The organism is Ensifer adhaerens, from assembly GCF_002007205.1.
Taxonomy (GTDB): Bacteria; Pseudomonadota; Alphaproteobacteria; order Rhizobiales; family Rhizobiaceae; genus Ensifer; species Ensifer adhaerens_D.
In genome coordinates this window covers 42836-58768 of the sequence record NZ_LAZS01000006.1, presented here as the reverse complement: position 1 = coordinate 58768, position 15933 = coordinate 42836, and the positions used below count along the sequence as shown (strand labels likewise).

The window sequence follows — 15933 nt, the reverse complement described above, 5'->3', positions numbered from 1 at the left end:
TGGGCATGCGGTTAAAATATGTGAGTATAATACTCAAGTTTATTGATCGGCTGCCGGGGAACTATCCAGCGGCGTGTTGACGCAGGCCCGTGGCAGCGGCTGGTCTGCCACGGGGACGCCTGGAACGGAAGCTGCAGGCCGCCCGCCGACGGGCGACCATTGTCCGGGTCCGGTTAGGCCGTGAGCGCGGTGACATTGTCCCGGGCATAGGTTTCAAGGCTGCGCGGCGCGTGGCCGGTCAGCGTCTTCACGTCGCCGGTGGGGTTTGCCACCCAGCCCTCGCGCACGGGATGGAAGATCGACGCGAGGAAGCGCGCGTAGTCCTCGGGCACCCCGGCGCCGACCAGCATGCCGATGAAGCTCTCGTCATCGACGGGCGTATAGGCGATCGGCTTGCCGGTCACGCGCGACAGGATCGCTGCCGCCTCGCCATAGCTCAGCGCTTCCGGCCCGGTGAGATTGAAGGCGCGGCCGTTGAAGGCCTCGCTCGTCAGCGCTGCCACGACGCTTTCGGCGATGTCGCGGGTGTCGATGAAGCTCGTCTTGCCCTCAGCCGCCGGAACCGAGATTGCGCCGTGGCGGATACCCTCGATCCAGTAGCTCTGGAAGTTGTCGGAGAACCAGTTCGGCCGCAGGATGACGAAGGGCGCGCCGGTTTTCTCGAGCTGCAGCTCGAGCTGGCGATAGGGGATCCTGTCGTCCGCATCGACGCCGATGACGGTCATCAGCACGATCTTGATGCCGCGCGCGGCAGCGGCAGTGACGATCGGTCCGACCAGCCCGACCGGGTCGAGGTATCCCGCCGGTGTCAGAACGAACAGGCGGTCGACGCCATCAAGCGCCGGGCCGAACGTTGCGGCATCCTCGTAGTCGAAAGCGACGGCTTCCGCACCATCGACGGCCGTCGCTTTGCGGGATGCGGCCTTTACCGCCTCGCCACGGGCGACCAACGCCCGTACCACCTTGCTGCCGATCGTTCCGTTCGATCCAAGAACCAGAATCTTGCCTGCCATCGCTTTTCTCCTTAGTATCCAAATGAAACCATGTTGCTAATAGGTACTAGATATTGGTCCCTGAAAATGCTGTAAAGGAGGCAGTTTTTGGTGACATGGTTTCCGTCGGGAAACCGCGAGTGGGGTGTCCCATGGAGTACGACGTCTATGTCCAGACCTGCCCGACCCGTCTGGTGCTGGACAGGCTTGCCGACAAATGGGCCGTGCTGGTGCTTGGAAAGCTCGACGGGCAGCCGGTGCGCTTCAACCAGCTGAAGCGCGAGATCGACGGCATTTCGCAGAAGGTGCTGTCCCAGATTTTGAAGAAGCTGGAGCGCGACGGTCTCGTCAGCCGCAGTGTCTTTGCGACCGTGCCGGTGACCGTCGAATATGCGATCACGCCGCTCGGTCGCACCCTGACCTCGACGGTCGCGGCGCTGACGCGCTGGGCGGAGGACAATATCGAGGCCGTGCTTGCGGCCCAGCAAAAATACGACCGCAGCGCCTGAGGCGGCCGCGGCCGGCAAGTTTGCCACGGACGTGAACATGTCCGTGGCCCGGGAGAGAGGGTTCAGGCGACCAGCTTGAGGCCGATGCCCCAGGGATCGACGAGGCTGTGGCCATTGCCGTTGCGGCTGACGGCGATGTTGAGCGCATCGAGCTTTGCGAGCGCGGCGGTGAGTTCGGCCGGCGCCTTGTACTCGATCGTGTAATCCGAAAGTCCGGTCATGTGGCCCTCGCGCTTCGGAGCGCCGCGCGAGTTCCAGATATTGGCGGCGACGTGATGGTGGTACTTGCCGGCGCCGAAGAAGCTGGCACCGGGATAGCGCGCCATCAGCCCGAGCCCCAGCACGTCGCGGAAGAACGCGTCCGCTTCGGGAATATTGGAAACCTGCAGATGGATATGGCCGATGGCCGTTCCGTCCGCCATGCCGGCCCAATTGTCCTTGGGCGCTTCGTCGTAGAGCGCCTGCAGATCGAACGGCAGCGTATCCATGCCGACGGTGCCGTCGGGCATGAAGCTCCATTCGGTCCGCGGCCGGTCGCGATAAACTTCGATGCCGTTGCCTTCGGGGTCGGCAAGGTAGATCGCCTCGCTGACCAGATGGTCGGACGCGCCCTGCAGCCTGACATTGTTGTGCGCCACATGGGCGAGCCAGTGGCCGAGTTCCCCGCGGTTCGGCACGAGAAAGGCGTTGTGAAAGAGGCCCGGCGCATTGCGCGGCGCCCGGGCGGCGTTGCCCTCGGTCGTCAGCGTTAGCAGCGGGCGGCCATTGACGCCGAGCGTCTCGCCGCTTCGGCTGCTCTCGATCGGGCTCAGGCCCATGATCTTCTGATACCAGGCGGAAACAACCGGCAGATCCTGGACGACCAGATGCGCATGCTCGACATGCGCGGGCATGGCCAGCGCATGGTCGGTCGGCATGTCGAAGGTCTCGTGCGACGTCATAAACTGTCTCCTTGGCATCGAATCCGCGGCCGGTCCGCCGTTTCAGTTTCGTCGAAACTGCTTGGGAATATGGGCCGCCTCGTTCGTTCACGGAAGCCTGTCAGTCACTTGATGTTGTGTTCGACACGCGTTGACAGTGATTGTCTTCGCCCTACCTCATTTCGAGTGGGGCATGCGCGCGCAACGCTTTCGATTTGATTTCAATCAAAGCCGAAAATGCGGTCGAGGCGCAATCTTGAGACGAGGGATTGGCCCGTGGCAACGGCCCGGCGATCCACGTGGGCAACAGAAGGAGTACAGCATGTACAAGAAGATCATCGTCCCGATCGCCATGGATCAGCTTGAACACGGCGAGTCCGTGCTGGGCATCGCCGAGAAGCTGATCGACGAAGGGGGCGAGATTGTCCTGCTCAATGTCGTCGAGGATCTGAATGCCTATGCGCAGGGCTACATGATCGTCGATTTCCCGTTGGAGATGGTCGAGGAGTCCCGCAAGCAGGCAAAAAAGACGCTCGAGGACATGAAGACCAAACACGGTATCAACGGCCGCGTCGAAATTCGCACCGGCGGTGCTGCCGGTACGATCAACGCCGTTGCGAGCGAAGAGAATGCCGACCTGGTGATCATCGCCTCCCACCGGCCGGGTCTGATCGATTATTTCATCGGGTCGACGGCAAGCCGGGTCGTCAGCCATTGCCCCTGCGCCGTTCTCGTCGACCGGTAAGTCACGAACAACAAGAGCGCATGCGGCGCGTGACCTTCGCGCCGCCACCGCCAAGGAGTCTTCAGATGGACAAACATGGGCTTGACGACTTCCACGACCGCCTGACCCGCCGCAAGGCGGAGCTGCAGGGGCGTCTGGTCAAGATCGAGCACGATCTCGATGAGCCGATGAACGCTGATGTCCCGGACCGGGTGACGGAGCGCGAGGGGGACGAGGTTCTCGAAGGCCTTGGCCTGGCGGGCCAGGAGGAAATCCGTGCGATCGACGCTGCGCTCGATCGGATCGCTGCCGGCACCTTCGGAACCTGCGTGCGTTGCGGCCTGCCGATTTCGGCGGCGCGCCTGCAGGCCGTGCCCCATGCACCGCTTTGCCAGGAATGCGCGGCCGAGGTTTCCCGCGGCGGGCGGTGACATCAGGCGGTCAGGCCGCTCCCCAACTCCACTTTCAGTCGAGGCAGGAACCGCCCGGGGATGACGCTGGACGCGACGACCCCGTCATCGACCGCGCCCATGCGGCGGTAAAACGCGGCGGCGCCCGGGTCCGCATCGATCGTCATGACCGTTGCACCGCGCCTGCGCGCCGCCCCGACGCACCAGTCGAAGAGCTGCCGGCCAATGCCTACCGCTCGCGCTTCCGGTTCGATGAACAGCTTGTCGAGCTCGGCCGTCAGGCCGACCCCGCGGACCTGCGCCAAGCCAAGGATGCGCGCGCCATCCATGGCGACCTGCAAATCCGAATCGTTCCAGTCATCGGCCGTGAGCGTTAACGCCGGCCGGCATGCCTGAAGGAAAGCGGCGTCATAGCCCCAAACGGCCTTCGATCGCAGACAGAGATCGGTGAGGGCTGCCGCCTGCTCCGGCTGTGGGGTACGCAGGACTGACATGATGTTCCTCCCGATCTTGGTTTTCCGGTCGTTCATGTGGTCATCGCCGCACCTGCCGACAAGTCTCCCGCCAATCTTCGCAGACACCTCATGCAACTGTTGTAATGCGTTGCAAAAGTTGATGCTTTTGCCGCACTCGCGCTGCTTTTCCGCAGCGCGGGCTTGTGGCAGGATGGTGGAAATTGGCCGTGCACTGGGAATGCGCGCTGTAAAAGAGTGGACGTGCGGGGAGAGGGAAGACGTGGAATTCGCTGGCGTCAAATGGAACTATGACCGTTCGGAACTGATTGCCGACGGCATCGTTCACGGCATCGGCCTTGCTGCCGCGCTGGTTGGCGTGACCGCGTTGATCTTCTACGCAATGCTGTGGAGCACGACGGGTCAGCTTGCCGCCGCTGCGGTCTATGGCGCGGGGCTGCTTGCGACGCTGTCGATCTCGTTTCTCTACAATCTCTACCCGATCTCGCGCACCAAATGGTTCCTGCGCCGCTTTGATCACTCCTCGATCTTCGTGCTGATCGCGGCGACCTATACGCCCTTCCTGCAGCGCGGCCTGGACGACCCGTTCCTGTTCGTGATGCTGATCGGCATCTGGGCGATCGCCGGCCTTGGCGTCGCGATCAAGTGCTTCTTTCCGGGCCGGTTCGACCGGCTGGCGATCCTGCTCTACCTCGCCATGGGATGGAGCGGGGTGCTCGCGCTCGGCCCGCTGCTGTCTACGCTGACGTCAACGACGCTCATGCTGATCCTGATCGGCGGCATCATCTATTCCGCCGGCGTGATCTTCCATGTGTGGGAAAAGCTGCGCTTCCAGAACGCCATCTGGCACGGCTTCGTCGTAACGGGAGCGGCGGTGCATTATTCGGCCGTGCTGACCTGCTTCAACGCAGCGTCCTGAGCGCGATCAGTTCGGTGCCTCGCCGGCCGCAGCGGCGACCGGTGCGTGCTGGCAGCCTTCCGACGGCCTCAATGCCTCCGCCATGCGCGAAATCACGCCATCGAAACTGGTAAGACGGCTCTTGCGGTATTGCAGGCGGAAATAGGCGGCGCTGCCGTCGCAGAGCGCGATCGCGCGGGTGTAGAAGACGTCCTGGCCGCGCGCGCCCGAGAAGCTTGCCCAGGCTGCCGTCACGCGGGAATAGGAAATCCGCCAGTCGCCCTCCCGCTCGTAACCCATGCGGTCGTTGACGTCGGTCTCAAAGTCACCGTCCATGAGCGTGCTGCCGAAAACTGAAAGGGTCGCGCCGTTGTCGTTGGCATGAAAACTCGCGCCATCGCCATTGTCGCCCTGGCTCTGCAATTCGAAGCCGGGAGGAATATCGAGCACATAGCCGAAACGCGCATTGGCGTAGGGAACCCAATCCTCGGCCGCCGCCGCCGTCAGGGCGGAGGGCAGCAGCAATGCGAGTGCAGTCAGGATGCGTAGCATGCGGACCTCCTCTCGCTTGCTCGACCTCTTGTATATAGCGCGGTCGGCGCCACTGGGCCGTTCCCGGCGGAACAGCATCTCATGGCACTCCTTCCGCGCCTCGCTGTCAATCCTCGGTGAACGTCATCGCGTGGCCGTTGAGGCAATAACGCAGCCCCGTCGGCGGCGGACCGTCGGGAAAGACGTGACCGAGATGGGCGTCGCAATCCGCGCAACGGATTTCCGTGCGGACCATGAAGTGGGAGCGGTCCTCGATCTCGCGGATTGCCTGATCGTCGATCGCGGCAAAGTAGCTCGGCCAGCCGCATCCGGAATCGAATTTGGTGTCGGAGCGGAACAGCGCCCGGCCGCAGCAGACGCATTCGTAGGTGCCGGTGTGCTTGTTGTTGAGAAATGGACCGGTGAACGGACGCTCGGTGCCCTGCTGCCGCGTGATGCGATACTGTTCCGGCGAGAGTTGTGCCCGCCACTCGGCATCGGTTTTCACCACCTTCGGCGTCTTTACGGTCGTCATGAACGTCTCCTGTCGTTGCGGCGACTATATAGGAATGCGCGACCGCAGGCGCAAACCTCGCCAGCGGCTCGTCGGCGCTCGGTCTCAAGCGATCTCGCGGCGGATCACCGCCGGCCCGGCCCCGAGCCTGCGTTTGCTGTCGTTGTAGAAGGCGATGAACTCGGCCGCCGGCAACGCCTTGGAAAACAGCCACCCCTGGCCGTACTGCACGCCCCGCTCGACGAGATAGTCAGCCTGTTCCCGCCGCTCGATCCCCTCGGCGACGATGTAGAGATCGAGCGATTTGGCGATGTCGATGATATGCGGCGTAATCGAACTGGTGGCGGAGTCCGTGCCGATCGTATCGATGAACGACTTGTCGATCTTCAGCGCGTCGAGCGGAAGCTCCTGCAGATATTGCAGGCTCGAATAGCCGGTGCCGAAGTCGTCAATTGCGACTGAATGGCCGCGTCTGCGCGCCTCCTCGATCGTCGCCCGGGCGGACTTCACGTCCATGAAGCCGCGTTCGGTCGCTTCCAGCCAGATCTGCTCCGCAAGCACGCCGGTATTTTGAAGCGCCGTCTCGATCACCGGAAGGATGCGCCCGGACTTGAGGTCGTCGGCTGCGAGATTGATTGCTATGTGCAGCGAGCGGTCGGCGGCGAGCACGCCCTTCAACTCGGTGATCGTCGCGTAGAGCACCTGATCGGTGATTTCCTCGATCAGCCCGTTCTCCTCCGCAAGCGGGATGAAGAGATCCGGCCGGACCATCTGCCCATCCGGCCGCCGCCAGCGCACCAAGGCCTCCGCACCGACGCAGATGCCGGTCTTGAGCTCGATCAGCGGCTGGTAATGTACGATGAACTCGCGCCGCTGCACCGCGATCGAAAGCTCGCCGAGCGGCGACAGGCGACGCCGGGACAGCCAGACGACGAGCCCGACCATCAGCGCCGCGACCAGCGCGCCCCCTGGCAAAAGCAGCAGGCGCTCTCGATCCATGTCGCTGAGAATGGCGATCTTGGGGGCTGCGGCAACGGCGATCCAGTTTGCGTCCCGGGCGGTTGCGAACAGGTCGTCGGCGTTGCTGCCGGTCTTCGGAAGATCGGCGAGGCGCTCCGTCAGCGACGGATCCGGATCGTTCAAGGTGCTGACCAGCACACCGTTCTTGGTGGCCACGGCAAGCCGGGTGCCCGGCTCGGCAATCACGTCGACGAAACGGATCGGGTTGGTCAGTACGGTGTAGGAGTGATAGCGGAATGCCGTCATGGGCGCGCCGGTGCTGATCGTCGGATACATCCGCGGGATCACTTCGACGCCGTTGCTCGCGAAGAAATCGGCAGGCGGCGAGCGAGTGAGACGGCGCGGCGGGTAACCCCACGAGGTGCATCTGAGCAGCCCGTTCTCGAAGTAGCCGATATCTTCGATGGCGGTCGTGTTGACGACGAGGGACCGGAGCGCCGCGATATGTGTCGTCATGCATGGCGGCATATCGAACCGGTCGGCGGCCTTCAGCGCCTTGGACGCTTCCGCGAGCGCGGCGTCTGCGCGCATGATGGCATAGTCGGCAAGGCGGGAAAGCCGTGTCTGCTCGCCGCGCACCGCGATCGACCACGACAGATAATAGGCCGCCAGCATCGGCAGGATCGCGCCGAGTGCAGCCAGGATACTGGCGATGACGACTATGCGAGATCGTTCCAAGCAGGCCTCGCCCGTAATCGTTGGTTGTTCAGTTCATGCTGCTTGCGGCAGAAAGACAGTCGGTGAACCGGAGCCTTGCGGTTCACAGGCAATCGTCGAAGACAGAGGTTCCGAGCAGCCGTTGGTTTCCGCCCGCTTGGCGATCCAGGCTTCGTATTATTTTGAGTTTAAGAAGCCTTTACGTACAACTACCACGTCTTATTGTCCCGATTCTAGGACGTTCGGTCCTGCTGCGACAGCAACTGAATATTATGCTAACAGCATTTTAATTGCCGACGACCTCCGCCGCATGAAATGAATGAATCCGATCGTGCTTGGACTGCTAAGTCCGCTCTCAAAAGCGACGTAACGGCACATAACGTCGATTTTACCCGGATAAGGCTTGAGACCCCAACATCCTTCTTTTATGTCGGGGGTTCGGTCGATTACACGATGAAATGAAAGGAGCAGGCCAGGACGATGGATGTTGCGGCCCTGACATTGCTGGCTCTCGCACTGCCTTTCGTCGCGGCATTGCTCGCGCCGCTTCTGACGCGTCTTCTCGGGCACAATGCGGCCTGGGTCCTTGCCCTGTTTCCCTTGGTGATCGTTTTGCACTTCGCCCGTTTCTGGCCCGAAGTGGCCAAGGGCGAGGTGGTTACGGGCGGTTATGCCTGGATACCGTCGTTCAACGTCAGCTTTTCCTGGTTGATAGACGGGCTGTCTCTGACATTCGTCCTGCTGATCGCCGGCATCGGCACGCTGATCGTGCTCTATTCCGGTGGCTATCTGAAGGGCCACCCGCAGCAGGGGCGGTTCTTTTCGTTCATCCTGATGTTCATGGGCTCGATGCTCGGGCTCGTCGTCTCCGACAGCTTCCTGATGCTCTTCGTCTTCTGGGAACTGACCTCGATCACCTCGTTCCTGCTGATCGGCTTCGATCATTCGCGTGAGGCGGCGCGGCGCGCAGCACTTCAGGCGCTCGTCGTGACCGGGGGAGGCGGCCTTTTCCTGCTCGCCGGGCTCCTGATCATCTGGAACGTCAGCGGCGTCACCCAGCTCTCGCTGCTTGCCGCCTTCGGGCCGGAGATGCGCGAAAGCCCGTTTTATCTGGCCGCGCTCATCCTCGTTCTCGGCGGCGCCTTTACGAAGTCGGCGCAGTTCCCCTTCCATTTCTGGCTGCCGAACGCGATGGAAGCCCCGACACCCGTCTCGGCCTATCTGCATTCGGCGACCATGGTGAAGGCCGGCGTTTACTTGCTGATGCGGCTGAACCCGGTGCTCGGCGGAACACCCGAATGGCAGATCCTCTTGCCGCTCTTCGGCGGTGCGACACTCGTCATCGGCGCAGCACTTGCCTGCCGCCAGACCGACCTGAAACTGATGCTCGCCTATACGACGATGGCATCCCTCGGCCTGCTCGTGATGCTGACAGGGCTTGGCGTACCCCACGCGATCGAAGCGGCGGTGCTCTATCTTGTCGCCCACTCGCTGTTCAAGGGCGCCCTGTTCATGGTCGCTGGCATCATTGACCACGAAACCGGCACACGCGACGTGACCAGGGTCGGGGGCCTGCGCTCTGCGATGCCGCTCACCTTCGTCATCGCGCTTGCGGCGGCATTCTCGATGTGCGGTCTGTTCCCGTTCTTCGGCTTCATCGCCAAGGAGGAGATCTACTACGCGCTCTCGGGCCTCGACCGCCGTTCCCTGGTCTTTGCCGCGATCGCGATCCTCGGCAATGCGCTGATGTTTGCCGTGGCCTTTGCCGTCGCGCTGAAGCCGTTCGTCGGTCCGAAGGTCGAGACGCCGAAGGCTGCACATGGGGCCCCGGTCCTGCTCTGGCTCGGGCCGGCGCTGCTTGCAGCCAAGGGGCTTTCGGCCGCCCTGCTTTCGGGCTTGACGCACGAACTGGTGTCGACGCCGATGGCGTCGGCGATCGCGGGCGAACCCCGTGCGGTCACGATTTCGGTCGTTCCCCACGTCGGCTTGCCCTTGATGATGTCGATCGCGACCGCCGTCATCGGCATCGGCTTTTATCTGAAACTCGACCGCGTGCGTGCCTTCATGGCGACGATCCTCGCCGATATCGGCTGGGGTCCGGACCGTGGCTTCGACCAGTTCATCCGCGGTCTCGTTCGTTTCTCCGTCACACTGACGCGCCGGTTGCAATCCGGCCGCCTCGAAGTCTACATGACGGCGACCTTCATCCTGGTTGCGTTCGTACTGCTGGTCGTGCCGATCGCCTATGGCGAGTTTCCTCGCGCACCTTTCTTCGCAGCCGACGTGCCGCTGCACGAACTGGCGATCATGGCCATCGCCGTCATCGGCCTTGTCGCCGTGGTGCTTGCCGCCGACCGGCTGACGGCCATCGTTTCGCTCGGCATCCAGGGCTTTGCCGTCGCCGTCATCTTTTTGCTCTATGGCGCGCCGGATCTCGCCTTCACGCAGTTCATGATCGAAACGCTTTCGGTCGTCGTCCTTGCGCTGGTGATGACGCGGCTCCGGCTCTCGCCGTCCGATCATCGCCCCTTTGCGCAGAAGTTCCCGGATTTCGCCATCGCGCTTGCCTGCGGTCTCGGCTTCGGCCTGATGCTCCTGAAGGCAACGGGCGTGCCTTTCGACGCGACGCTCACCGACTTCTTCAATCTCTACTCGAAGTCGATCGCCCACGGCGCCAATGTGGTGAATGTCATCATCGTCGATTTCCGCGGCACGGACACGCTGGGCGAGATCGCCGTGGTGATGGTCACGGGTCTTGCGATCCTGTCCCTGGTTCGCTTGAGGGCCGGTTCGCTGCGGCGTGTCGCCGATAACGATCCGGATACGGAGGAGCGCGCATGAACTCGGTGATCTTCCGTGCCGTCGCGCCGTTCCTGACGAGCCTGATGGTGCTGTTTTCGATCTTCGTCCTGCTGCGCGGTCACAACGAGCCCGGCGGCGGCTTCATCGGCGGCCTGATCGCGGTGTCGGCACTGGCGATCTACGGCATCGCCTGCGGCGTCGAGACGGTGCGTCGTGCGATCTATTTCCACCCGATGGCGATTGCCGGAGCCGGCCTCCTTGCAGCGACGGTCGCCGGCCTGATCTCGATCGCCGCCCGCGTACCCTTCATGACCGGTCTCTGGATCTATCCTTCGGTGCTGGGCCTCGAGGTGCCGCTGTCGACGGTGACGCTGTTCGATTGCGGTGTCTATCTCGTGGTCGTCGGCGCGATCAGTTCGATCGCCCTTTCGCTCGAAGAGCGGGGAGGGGAATGATGGAAGCCTGGTTCGCCCTGCTTGTCGGTATCTTCTTCACCGTCGCCGTCTATCTGCTTCTGTCGAAGTACATCATCCGCGTGCTGCTTGGCGTTGCCATCCTCGGCAATGCTGTCAACCTTCTGATCTTTACCGGCGGACGACTGACGCGCGGCGTGCCACCGGTCGTTCCCGGCGACCAGGATGCGCTTGTCGGCCCGGCCGCCAACGCCCTGCCGCAGGCGCTGATCCTGACGGCGATCGTCATCTCCTTCTCCTTCTTCGCCTTCCTGCTGGTTCTTGCCTGGCGCGCCTACGAGGCGCTGCAAACCGACAATACCGACGAGATGCGCGTTGCCGAGCCGAAGGACGAGCCGGCTCCGCCGCTTGGATACTGACCGACCCATGGCCGCTACAACCTCTCCCCCCGCAGACCTTTCCGCAGCACTCGTGCTCGAGCCCGTCGCATCTGCCGACTGGCTGGTAATCCTGCCGGTTGCCTGGTGCCTCGCGATCGGCGCGCTGCTCGTGATGCTGCGCCGCAAGATCGACTGGCATCCGCCGATCGCCGTGCTTGGCCTTGCCGGCCTCGTCGTCATCGACATTCTGCTGCTGCGGCACGTGCTCGCAAGCGGACCGGTAACGATGGTCATGGGGCGCTGGCTGCCGCCCTTCGGCATCGCCTTCACCGTCGATCTGACCGGCGCGCTCTTTGCGCTCACCGCTTCCGTCGTTGCGCTTGCCGGCTGTATCTATTCGCTCGCCGATATCAACGACAGCGGTCGGCGCTACGGCTTCTATCCGTTCCTGATGCTGTTGATGGCCGGTGTCTCGGGCGCGTTCCTGACCGGCGACATCTTCAACCTCTACGTCTGGTTCGAGGTGCTGCTGATCTCGTCCTTCGGCCTGATCGTGCTCGGCTCCGAGCGCGAGCAGATCGATGGCGCGGTGAAATACGGCTTCCTCAACCTCGTTGCGACCACCCTGTTTCTGATCACGACCGGCTATCTCTATGCGAGCTTCGGCACGCTCAACATGGCCGACATTGCCCGCAAGTCGGAGGGTCTGGCCGGCACGGCGCCGCTGATGACGCTGACGGCGCTGTTCGTGCTCGCCTTCGGGATGAAGGCCGCCGCCTTCCCGGTGAATTTCTGGCTGCCGGCGTCCTATCATACGCCCCGCGTTGTCGTGTCGGCGCTCTTTGCCGGCCTGCTCACGAAGGTCGGGATCTATGCGCTCATTCGCGTAACCGTGATGCTGCTGCCGGCGGAGCGCGAGGAATTGAGCTTCGTGATCGCCCTTGCCGGCGCGCTGACCATGCTCGTCGGTGTCTTCGGGGCACTGGCGCAATCGGATTTCCGCCGCATGCTCGGCTATCTCGTGGTCTCCGGCATCGGCTCGATCCTTGCCGGGGTCGCGGTCGGTGGTCCGGGCGGCATTGGCGGCGCGATCTTCTATGCCCTGCATTCGATGCTCGTCATGACCGCGCTTTACCTCGCGTCGGGTGTTGCGGCCAGACTCGGCGGCAGCTTCTCGCTTGTCTCGCTGGCGGGTCTCTATCGCCGTCACGCCGGTTTTGCGGCGCTGTCGCTCATGCTCGCCTTCGCCGTGTCCGGCCTGCCGCCGTTCTCCGGCTTCTGGCCGAAGGTGATGCTGGTCAAGGCGGCGCTTGATATCGGCGCCTGGTGGCTGGCAGCGGTTCTGCTTCTGACCGGTTTCTTGACGACTGTCGTCACCGGACGCTTCTTCCTGCTCGCCTATTGGCGCGATGCGGCTTCCGGGGGCGGGGGATCTGCGTCCGCGACGATCTCGCCAGCGGCCTTTCTGCCTGTTACCGCCTTGACCGTGCTGGCGCTGGCGATCGGCCTTTATCCCGAGCCGCTGCTTTCCGTGGTTCAGAACGCCGCCGCAGGCCTCGCCGAACCATCGGCGTACCTGAACTCGGTCTTCCCGGGAGGTGCCCCGTGACCAAGTTCCTGACCATCAACCTGGTTTTCACGGCGATCTGGGGCGCAATCAGCGCCAGCTTCTCGCCCGCCAACCTGATCCTCGGTTTTGCCGTCGGAGCCCTGTCGCTCTTTCTGATCCGGCGCGAGCTTCAGCCTGTCGCCTACCCGGTGCGCCCGATCAAGCTGTTCCTGCTGACGGCGCTGTTCTTCAAGGAACTGGCGATCTCGGCGACCAAGGTCGCCTTGCTGGTCATTCAGCCGAAGATGGTGTTGAAGCCCGGCATCTTCGCCTATCCGCTGACGGTCAAGAGCGATTTCGAAATCGCACTGCTGGCCAATCTCATCACGCTGACGCCCGGAACGCTGTCGGTCGATGTCTCCGACGATCGCCGGACGCTCTATGTCCATGCGCTCGATTGCGCCGATCCGGGTGGCCTCAGGCGCGACATCGCCAATGGCTTCGAGCGCCGGATCAAGGAGGCCTTCGAATGAACCTCTCGGCGCAAATCCTCGTCCTTGCCACCGGCTTCGCGCTGGTCGTTCTGTCCGCAGCGCTTCTGATGACGGTCTGGCGCATCATTCGCGGCCCGACGTTGCCCGACAGGGTACTCGGCCTCGATATGCTGGTGGCGATCGCCATCGGCCTCATTGCCGTCGTGGCGATCCGCACCGGCTTCAACCTCTATATCGACATTGCCATCGCGCTCGGTCTTGTCGGCTTCCTGGCGACGGTCGCCTTTGCCCGCTTCGTGCTGGCGCGCGGCCTGTCGCCGGAGCGGGCGGCCGTCGAAAGGGGCGCGACCGAGGCCAGGCGCGTGTCGGCGCCGAGGGCCGCGCATCGCAAGCGCAAGGGAGGGCGCCGATGAACCCGGTCCTCGAGATTGCCGTCGCCCTGCTGGTCGCCGTCCTGTTGGTCGTCGGTGCGACATTTTCGCTGCTGGCGGCGATCGGCATTATCCGCTTTCCTGATCTTTACACGCGCATGCATGCGGCCTCCAAGGCCGGTACGATCGGATCGGGCCTATTGCTTCTGGCCGCGGGCGTGCATTCTCTCGATGCGGCCATTTTGATTCGCGCCCTCGCAGGCTTCTTTTTCTTCGTTCTGACTGCGCCGATCTCGGCTCATCTCTTGGCAAAAGCCGCACATCAGGCAGGTTACAGGCTGGCTAAGCTGTCAGTCATAGATCAGCTTCCACAAAAGGAAGAGCCGCGTCGCGACTGATCGATCACAGTTCTGAAACTGTATTTCAGGACTTTACGATCGAGTGTGGCCATTTTAGCAATTTGGAGATAAAGTTGCTAAGCGTCGTCAAATTTATGTTTGGACTTTTCGCGCATCGATGTTAATCGAGTAAATGTAAAGTGTCGTCGTGGAAAATACTTTGAACTGAAATTCCAGCTTGAGTTGTGAATGCTGATTGTTGCTTTGAGAGTTCGGTCGTCACCGGTTAATCGGCAGCAGGTTTCGTAATCAAATTTCCAGCTCTTGATATCGCGGCAGGCGTTTCTCCTTGTCGCGTTGATGGTCTATCCCAAGGCAGCCAAGGCTTCCTGACGGCGCTTGCAAGCGTTCCTCCCCCGAAACGTCGTTTCGGGTTGTGCTGAAGTCCGATAGGAGAAAGAAATGACTGAAACAGCGCTTGGCGCGAGCCATGAACTTCTGGTTGAACTGACGGCGGAAATTGTTGCCGCCTACGTCAGCAATCACGTGGTTCCTGTCGCCGAGCTTCCCACGCTGATCGCAGATGTGCATTCGGCGCTGAACAACACGGCAGCCCCGGCGCCGGTCGTCATTCCCGTTGAAAAGCCGAAGCCGGCCGTGTCGGTTCGCAAGTCCGTCCAGGACGACCAGATCACCTGCCTCGAATGCGGTGGTACCTTCAAGTCGCTGAAGCGCCACCTGATGACCCACCACAATCTGTCGCCGGAAGAGTACCGCGAGAAGTGGGACCTGCCGACCGACTACCCGATGGTCGCGCCCGCCTATGCGGAAGCACGTTCGCGTCTCGCCAAGGAAATGGGTCTCGGTCAGCGCCGCAAGCGTCGCGGCAAATGAGCTCACCCTCCCGCTGAGGATGCGGGCAGCCCGTGGTGGTTGCTTGGCCGTGGGCGGGAAATTCAATCACAATGGCCGGGCCCGTGAGCCCGGCCATTGTGTTTCAGCCGCCTCGTCCGCGGGCGCCCGCACAAAAAGATGCATCACCTCAACGTATCATGGCCGCCTTTGGCTTCTGAGTAAGATGCGTGGGCGCATCGAACGTGGCTCAAAAATATGCATTGATCTCCGGATATGGCGTCGCGTGCTCAAAAAGCGCCTCGGACCGCCCGTCGGCGAGGAAGCTCGTCACCAACGTCGACGTCTGCATCCACAACGTCTGGGAAATCCATGACCCGACACTGATCCGAGTTACACCAAGCGCGGATAGTTCAGTGGCGGCAGGCAAGCCGGGCCAGGCAATGACGTTCAGCAGCAGTTCGGTGCCTTTTGCGATTTCACGAATTTCGGTCCGATCGGTCACCCCGAGCACGAAGAGGCCGTCGGCCCCCGCGTCCCGGTACTGCCTGGCGCGGGCGAGCACCTCCTTTACACGGTCGCCAGCGGGTGCAAGCGCTCGCGCGTAAACGTCCGTGCGCGCATTGATATAGAGTCCGATGCCAAGCCGCTCCGCCGTCTCTCGGGCCTGCTCGATCTTGCGGCAGAGCAGATCCGGCGTGCCGGCGCCATCCTGAATGTTGAACCCGACCGCACCGGCTTCGATGAAACGAGCGGTCGTCCGGGCCATCTCCGCCGCATCGTCGGTGTAGCCCGATTCAATGTCGACGCTGAGCGGGACACGGATGACACGGGCGATTGCCGCAACGCTTGCCAGGTGCCGATCCAGCGGAAGGGCGTCGCCGTCTCGATAACCAAGTGACCATGCCACGCCGGCGCTGGTCGTCGCGATGGCGCGGGCGCCGAGCCGCTCGATCAGAAGCGCGCTGCCGGCATCCCAGGCATTGGGCAGCCGCAACGGCTCAGCTTGGTGATGAAGCGCGTGGAACATTGCGGCGTTGTCGTTGCTGCTCAAGGTGACCTCCATTCGAAGAAAGCAGCTCGTCG

The 15933-nt window shown here is 62.7% G+C and carries 19 protein-coding genes; 12 read left to right on the top strand and 7 right to left on the bottom strand.

Annotated elements, in window-relative coordinates:
• Window positions 1–173 precede the first annotated feature (173 nt).
• Window positions 174–1013, bottom strand: coding sequence for an SDR family oxidoreductase (locus tag XB14_RS12935; RefSeq protein WP_077962030.1), 840 nt, complete (start codon window positions 1011–1013; stop codon window positions 174–176).
• A gap of 131 nt (window positions 1014–1144) precedes the next feature.
• Here XB14_RS12935 and XB14_RS12930 point away from each other — a divergent pair, with 131 nt between their 5' ends.
• The gene (locus tag XB14_RS12930; protein WP_077962029.1) at window positions 1145–1501 is read left to right on the top strand and encodes a winged helix-turn-helix transcriptional regulator; all 357 of its coding nucleotides are present in this window, start codon (window positions 1145–1147) and stop codon (window positions 1499–1501) included.
• A gap of 62 nt (window positions 1502–1563) precedes the next feature.
• On the opposite strand, the gene XB14_RS12925 is transcribed toward XB14_RS12930, so the two are convergent.
• Window positions 1564–2442, bottom strand: a complete 879-nt coding sequence (locus tag XB14_RS12925; RefSeq protein ID WP_077962028.1) for a VOC family protein — start codon at window positions 2440–2442, stop codon at window positions 1564–1566.
• Window positions 2443–2743: 301 nt separating this feature from the next.
• On the opposite strand from XB14_RS12925, the gene XB14_RS12920 reads away from it, so the two are divergent.
• Complete coding sequence (locus tag XB14_RS12920; RefSeq protein ID WP_077962027.1) at window positions 2744–3166, top strand: universal stress protein; 423 nt, start codon at window positions 2744–2746, stop codon at window positions 3164–3166.
• Window positions 3167–3231: 65 nt separating this feature from the next.
• The gene (locus XB14_RS12915) at window positions 3232–3576 is read left to right on the top strand and encodes a TraR/DksA family transcriptional regulator (RefSeq protein ID WP_077962026.1); all 345 of its coding nucleotides are present in this window, start codon (window positions 3232–3234) and stop codon (window positions 3574–3576) included.
• A gap of 2 nt (window positions 3577–3578) precedes the next feature.
• Here the strand turns inward: XB14_RS12915 and XB14_RS12910 are convergent, their stop codons facing one another.
• Entirely contained in the window at window positions 3579–4085 is a 507-nt protein-coding gene (locus XB14_RS12910) for a GNAT family N-acetyltransferase (protein ID WP_077962025.1), read from the bottom strand.
• Window positions 4086–4290: 205 nt separating this feature from the next.
• On the opposite strand from XB14_RS12910, the gene trhA reads away from it, so the two are divergent.
• Window positions 4291–4947 carry a PAQR family membrane homeostasis protein TrhA gene (trhA, locus tag XB14_RS12905; protein ID WP_077962024.1) on the top strand — a complete coding sequence of 219 codons (657 nt, stop codon included), beginning with the start codon at window positions 4291–4293 and terminating at the stop codon, window positions 4945–4947.
• 6 nt (window positions 4948–4953) lie between these two features.
• On the opposite strand, the gene XB14_RS12900 is transcribed toward trhA, so the two are convergent.
• The 3 genes from XB14_RS12900 to XB14_RS12890 form a co-directional block, all read right to left on the bottom strand.
• The gene (locus XB14_RS12900) at window positions 4954–5478 is read right to left on the bottom strand and encodes a hypothetical protein (protein ID WP_077962023.1); all 525 of its coding nucleotides are present in this window, start codon (window positions 5476–5478) and stop codon (window positions 4954–4956) included.
• A 106-nt stretch (window positions 5479–5584) separates the two neighbouring features.
• The gene (msrB, locus tag XB14_RS12895) at window positions 5585–5992 is read right to left on the bottom strand and encodes a peptide-methionine (R)-S-oxide reductase MsrB (RefSeq protein WP_077962022.1); all 408 of its coding nucleotides are present in this window, start codon (window positions 5990–5992) and stop codon (window positions 5585–5587) included.
• 84 nt (window positions 5993–6076) lie between these two features.
• Complete coding sequence (locus XB14_RS12890) at window positions 6077–7669, bottom strand: EAL domain-containing protein (RefSeq protein ID WP_077962021.1); 1593 nt, start codon at window positions 7667–7669, stop codon at window positions 6077–6079.
• 459 nt (window positions 7670–8128) lie between these two features.
• Between XB14_RS12890 and XB14_RS12885 the strand changes: the two genes are divergently transcribed.
• The 8 genes from XB14_RS12885 to mucR all read left to right on the top strand — a co-directional run bounded on the left by XB14_RS12885 (window position 8129) and on the right by mucR (window position 14889).
• Window positions 8129–10489, top strand: a complete 2361-nt coding sequence (locus XB14_RS12885; RefSeq protein ID WP_077962020.1) for a putative monovalent cation/H+ antiporter subunit A — start codon at window positions 8129–8131, stop codon at window positions 10487–10489.
• The gene (locus XB14_RS12880; RefSeq protein WP_077962019.1) at window positions 10486–10905 is read left to right on the top strand and encodes a Na(+)/H(+) antiporter subunit B; all 420 of its coding nucleotides are present in this window, start codon (window positions 10486–10488) and stop codon (window positions 10903–10905) included. Before XB14_RS12885 ends, XB14_RS12880 begins: the two co-directional genes overlap by 4 nt.
• Window positions 10905–11282: a Na+/H+ antiporter subunit C gene (locus XB14_RS12875; RefSeq protein ID WP_077962018.1), complete on the top strand. Its 378-nt coding sequence runs from the start codon at window positions 10905–10907 to the stop codon at window positions 11280–11282. The genes XB14_RS12880 and XB14_RS12875 overlap by 1 nt, the downstream gene beginning before the upstream one ends.
• A 7-nt stretch (window positions 11283–11289) precedes the next feature.
• Window positions 11290–12852, top strand: a complete 1563-nt coding sequence (locus XB14_RS12870) for a Na+/H+ antiporter subunit D (protein WP_077962017.1) — start codon at window positions 11290–11292, stop codon at window positions 12850–12852.
• On the top strand, window positions 12849–13325 hold the full coding sequence (locus tag XB14_RS12865) for a Na+/H+ antiporter subunit E (protein WP_034789330.1): 477 nt from the start codon (window positions 12849–12851) through the stop codon (window positions 13323–13325). Before XB14_RS12870 ends, XB14_RS12865 begins: the two co-directional genes overlap by 4 nt.
• The gene (locus XB14_RS12860) at window positions 13322–13699 is read left to right on the top strand and encodes a cation:proton antiporter (protein WP_077962016.1); all 378 of its coding nucleotides are present in this window, start codon (window positions 13322–13324) and stop codon (window positions 13697–13699) included. The genes XB14_RS12865 and XB14_RS12860 overlap by 4 nt, the downstream gene beginning before the upstream one ends.
• Window positions 13696–14055 carry a monovalent cation/H(+) antiporter subunit G gene (mnhG, locus tag XB14_RS12855; protein WP_077962015.1) on the top strand — a complete coding sequence of 120 codons (360 nt, stop codon included), beginning with the start codon at window positions 13696–13698 and terminating at the stop codon, window positions 14053–14055. Before XB14_RS12860 ends, mnhG begins: the two co-directional genes overlap by 4 nt.
• 402 nt (window positions 14056–14457) lie before the next feature.
• A complete protein-coding gene (gene mucR, locus XB14_RS12850) occupies window positions 14458–14889 on the top strand; it encodes an exopolysaccharide biosynthesis transcriptional regulator MucR (protein ID WP_043620098.1) in 432 nt (143 codons plus the stop codon).
• 208 nt (window positions 14890–15097) lie between these two features.
• Here mucR and XB14_RS12845 read toward each other — a convergent pair whose 3' ends face one another.
• Window positions 15098–15901 (bottom strand): isocitrate lyase/PEP mutase family protein, encoded by an 804-nt coding sequence (locus XB14_RS12845; protein ID WP_077962901.1) that lies wholly within the window; start codon window positions 15899–15901, stop codon window positions 15098–15100.
• Between the last annotated feature and the right edge of the window lie 32 nt (window positions 15902–15933).

Excerpts from the sequence above, each read along its gene's own strand:
- XB14_RS12935 (WP_077962030.1), bottom strand. The coding sequence starts at position 1,013 with ATGGCAGGCAAGATTCTGGTTCTTGGATCGAACGGAACGATCGGCAGC.
- XB14_RS12930 (WP_077962029.1), top strand. The coding sequence starts at position 1,145 with ATGGAGTACGACGTCTATGTCCAGACCTGCCCGACCCGTCTGGTGCTG.
- XB14_RS12925 (WP_077962028.1), bottom strand. The coding sequence starts at position 2,442 with ATGACGTCGCACGAGACCTTCGACATGCCGACCGACCATGCGCTGGCC.
- XB14_RS12920 (WP_077962027.1), top strand. The coding sequence starts at position 2,744 with ATGTACAAGAAGATCATCGTCCCGATCGCCATGGATCAGCTTGAACAC.
- XB14_RS12915 (WP_077962026.1), top strand. The coding sequence starts at position 3,232 with ATGGACAAACATGGGCTTGACGACTTCCACGACCGCCTGACCCGCCGC.
- XB14_RS12910 (WP_077962025.1), bottom strand. The coding sequence starts at position 4,085 with ATGAACGACCGGAAAACCAAGATCGGGAGGAACATCATGTCAGTCCTG.
- XB14_RS12900 (WP_077962023.1), bottom strand. The coding sequence starts at position 5,478 with ATGCTACGCATCCTGACTGCACTCGCATTGCTGCTGCCCTCCGCCCTG.
- msrB (WP_077962022.1), bottom strand. The coding sequence starts at position 5,992 with ATGACGACCGTAAAGACGCCGAAGGTGGTGAAAACCGATGCCGAGTGG.
- XB14_RS12885 (WP_077962020.1), top strand. The coding sequence starts at position 8,129 with ATGGATGTTGCGGCCCTGACATTGCTGGCTCTCGCACTGCCTTTCGTC.
- XB14_RS12880 (WP_077962019.1), top strand. The coding sequence starts at position 10,486 with ATGAACTCGGTGATCTTCCGTGCCGTCGCGCCGTTCCTGACGAGCCTG.
- XB14_RS12875 (WP_077962018.1), top strand. The coding sequence starts at position 10,905 with ATGGAAGCCTGGTTCGCCCTGCTTGTCGGTATCTTCTTCACCGTCGCC.
- XB14_RS12870 (WP_077962017.1), top strand. The coding sequence starts at position 11,290 with ATGGCCGCTACAACCTCTCCCCCCGCAGACCTTTCCGCAGCACTCGTG.
- XB14_RS12860 (WP_077962016.1), top strand. The coding sequence starts at position 13,322 with ATGAACCTCTCGGCGCAAATCCTCGTCCTTGCCACCGGCTTCGCGCTG.
- mnhG (WP_077962015.1), top strand. The coding sequence starts at position 13,696 with ATGAACCCGGTCCTCGAGATTGCCGTCGCCCTGCTGGTCGCCGTCCTG.
- mucR (WP_043620098.1), top strand. The coding sequence starts at position 14,458 with ATGACTGAAACAGCGCTTGGCGCGAGCCATGAACTTCTGGTTGAACTG.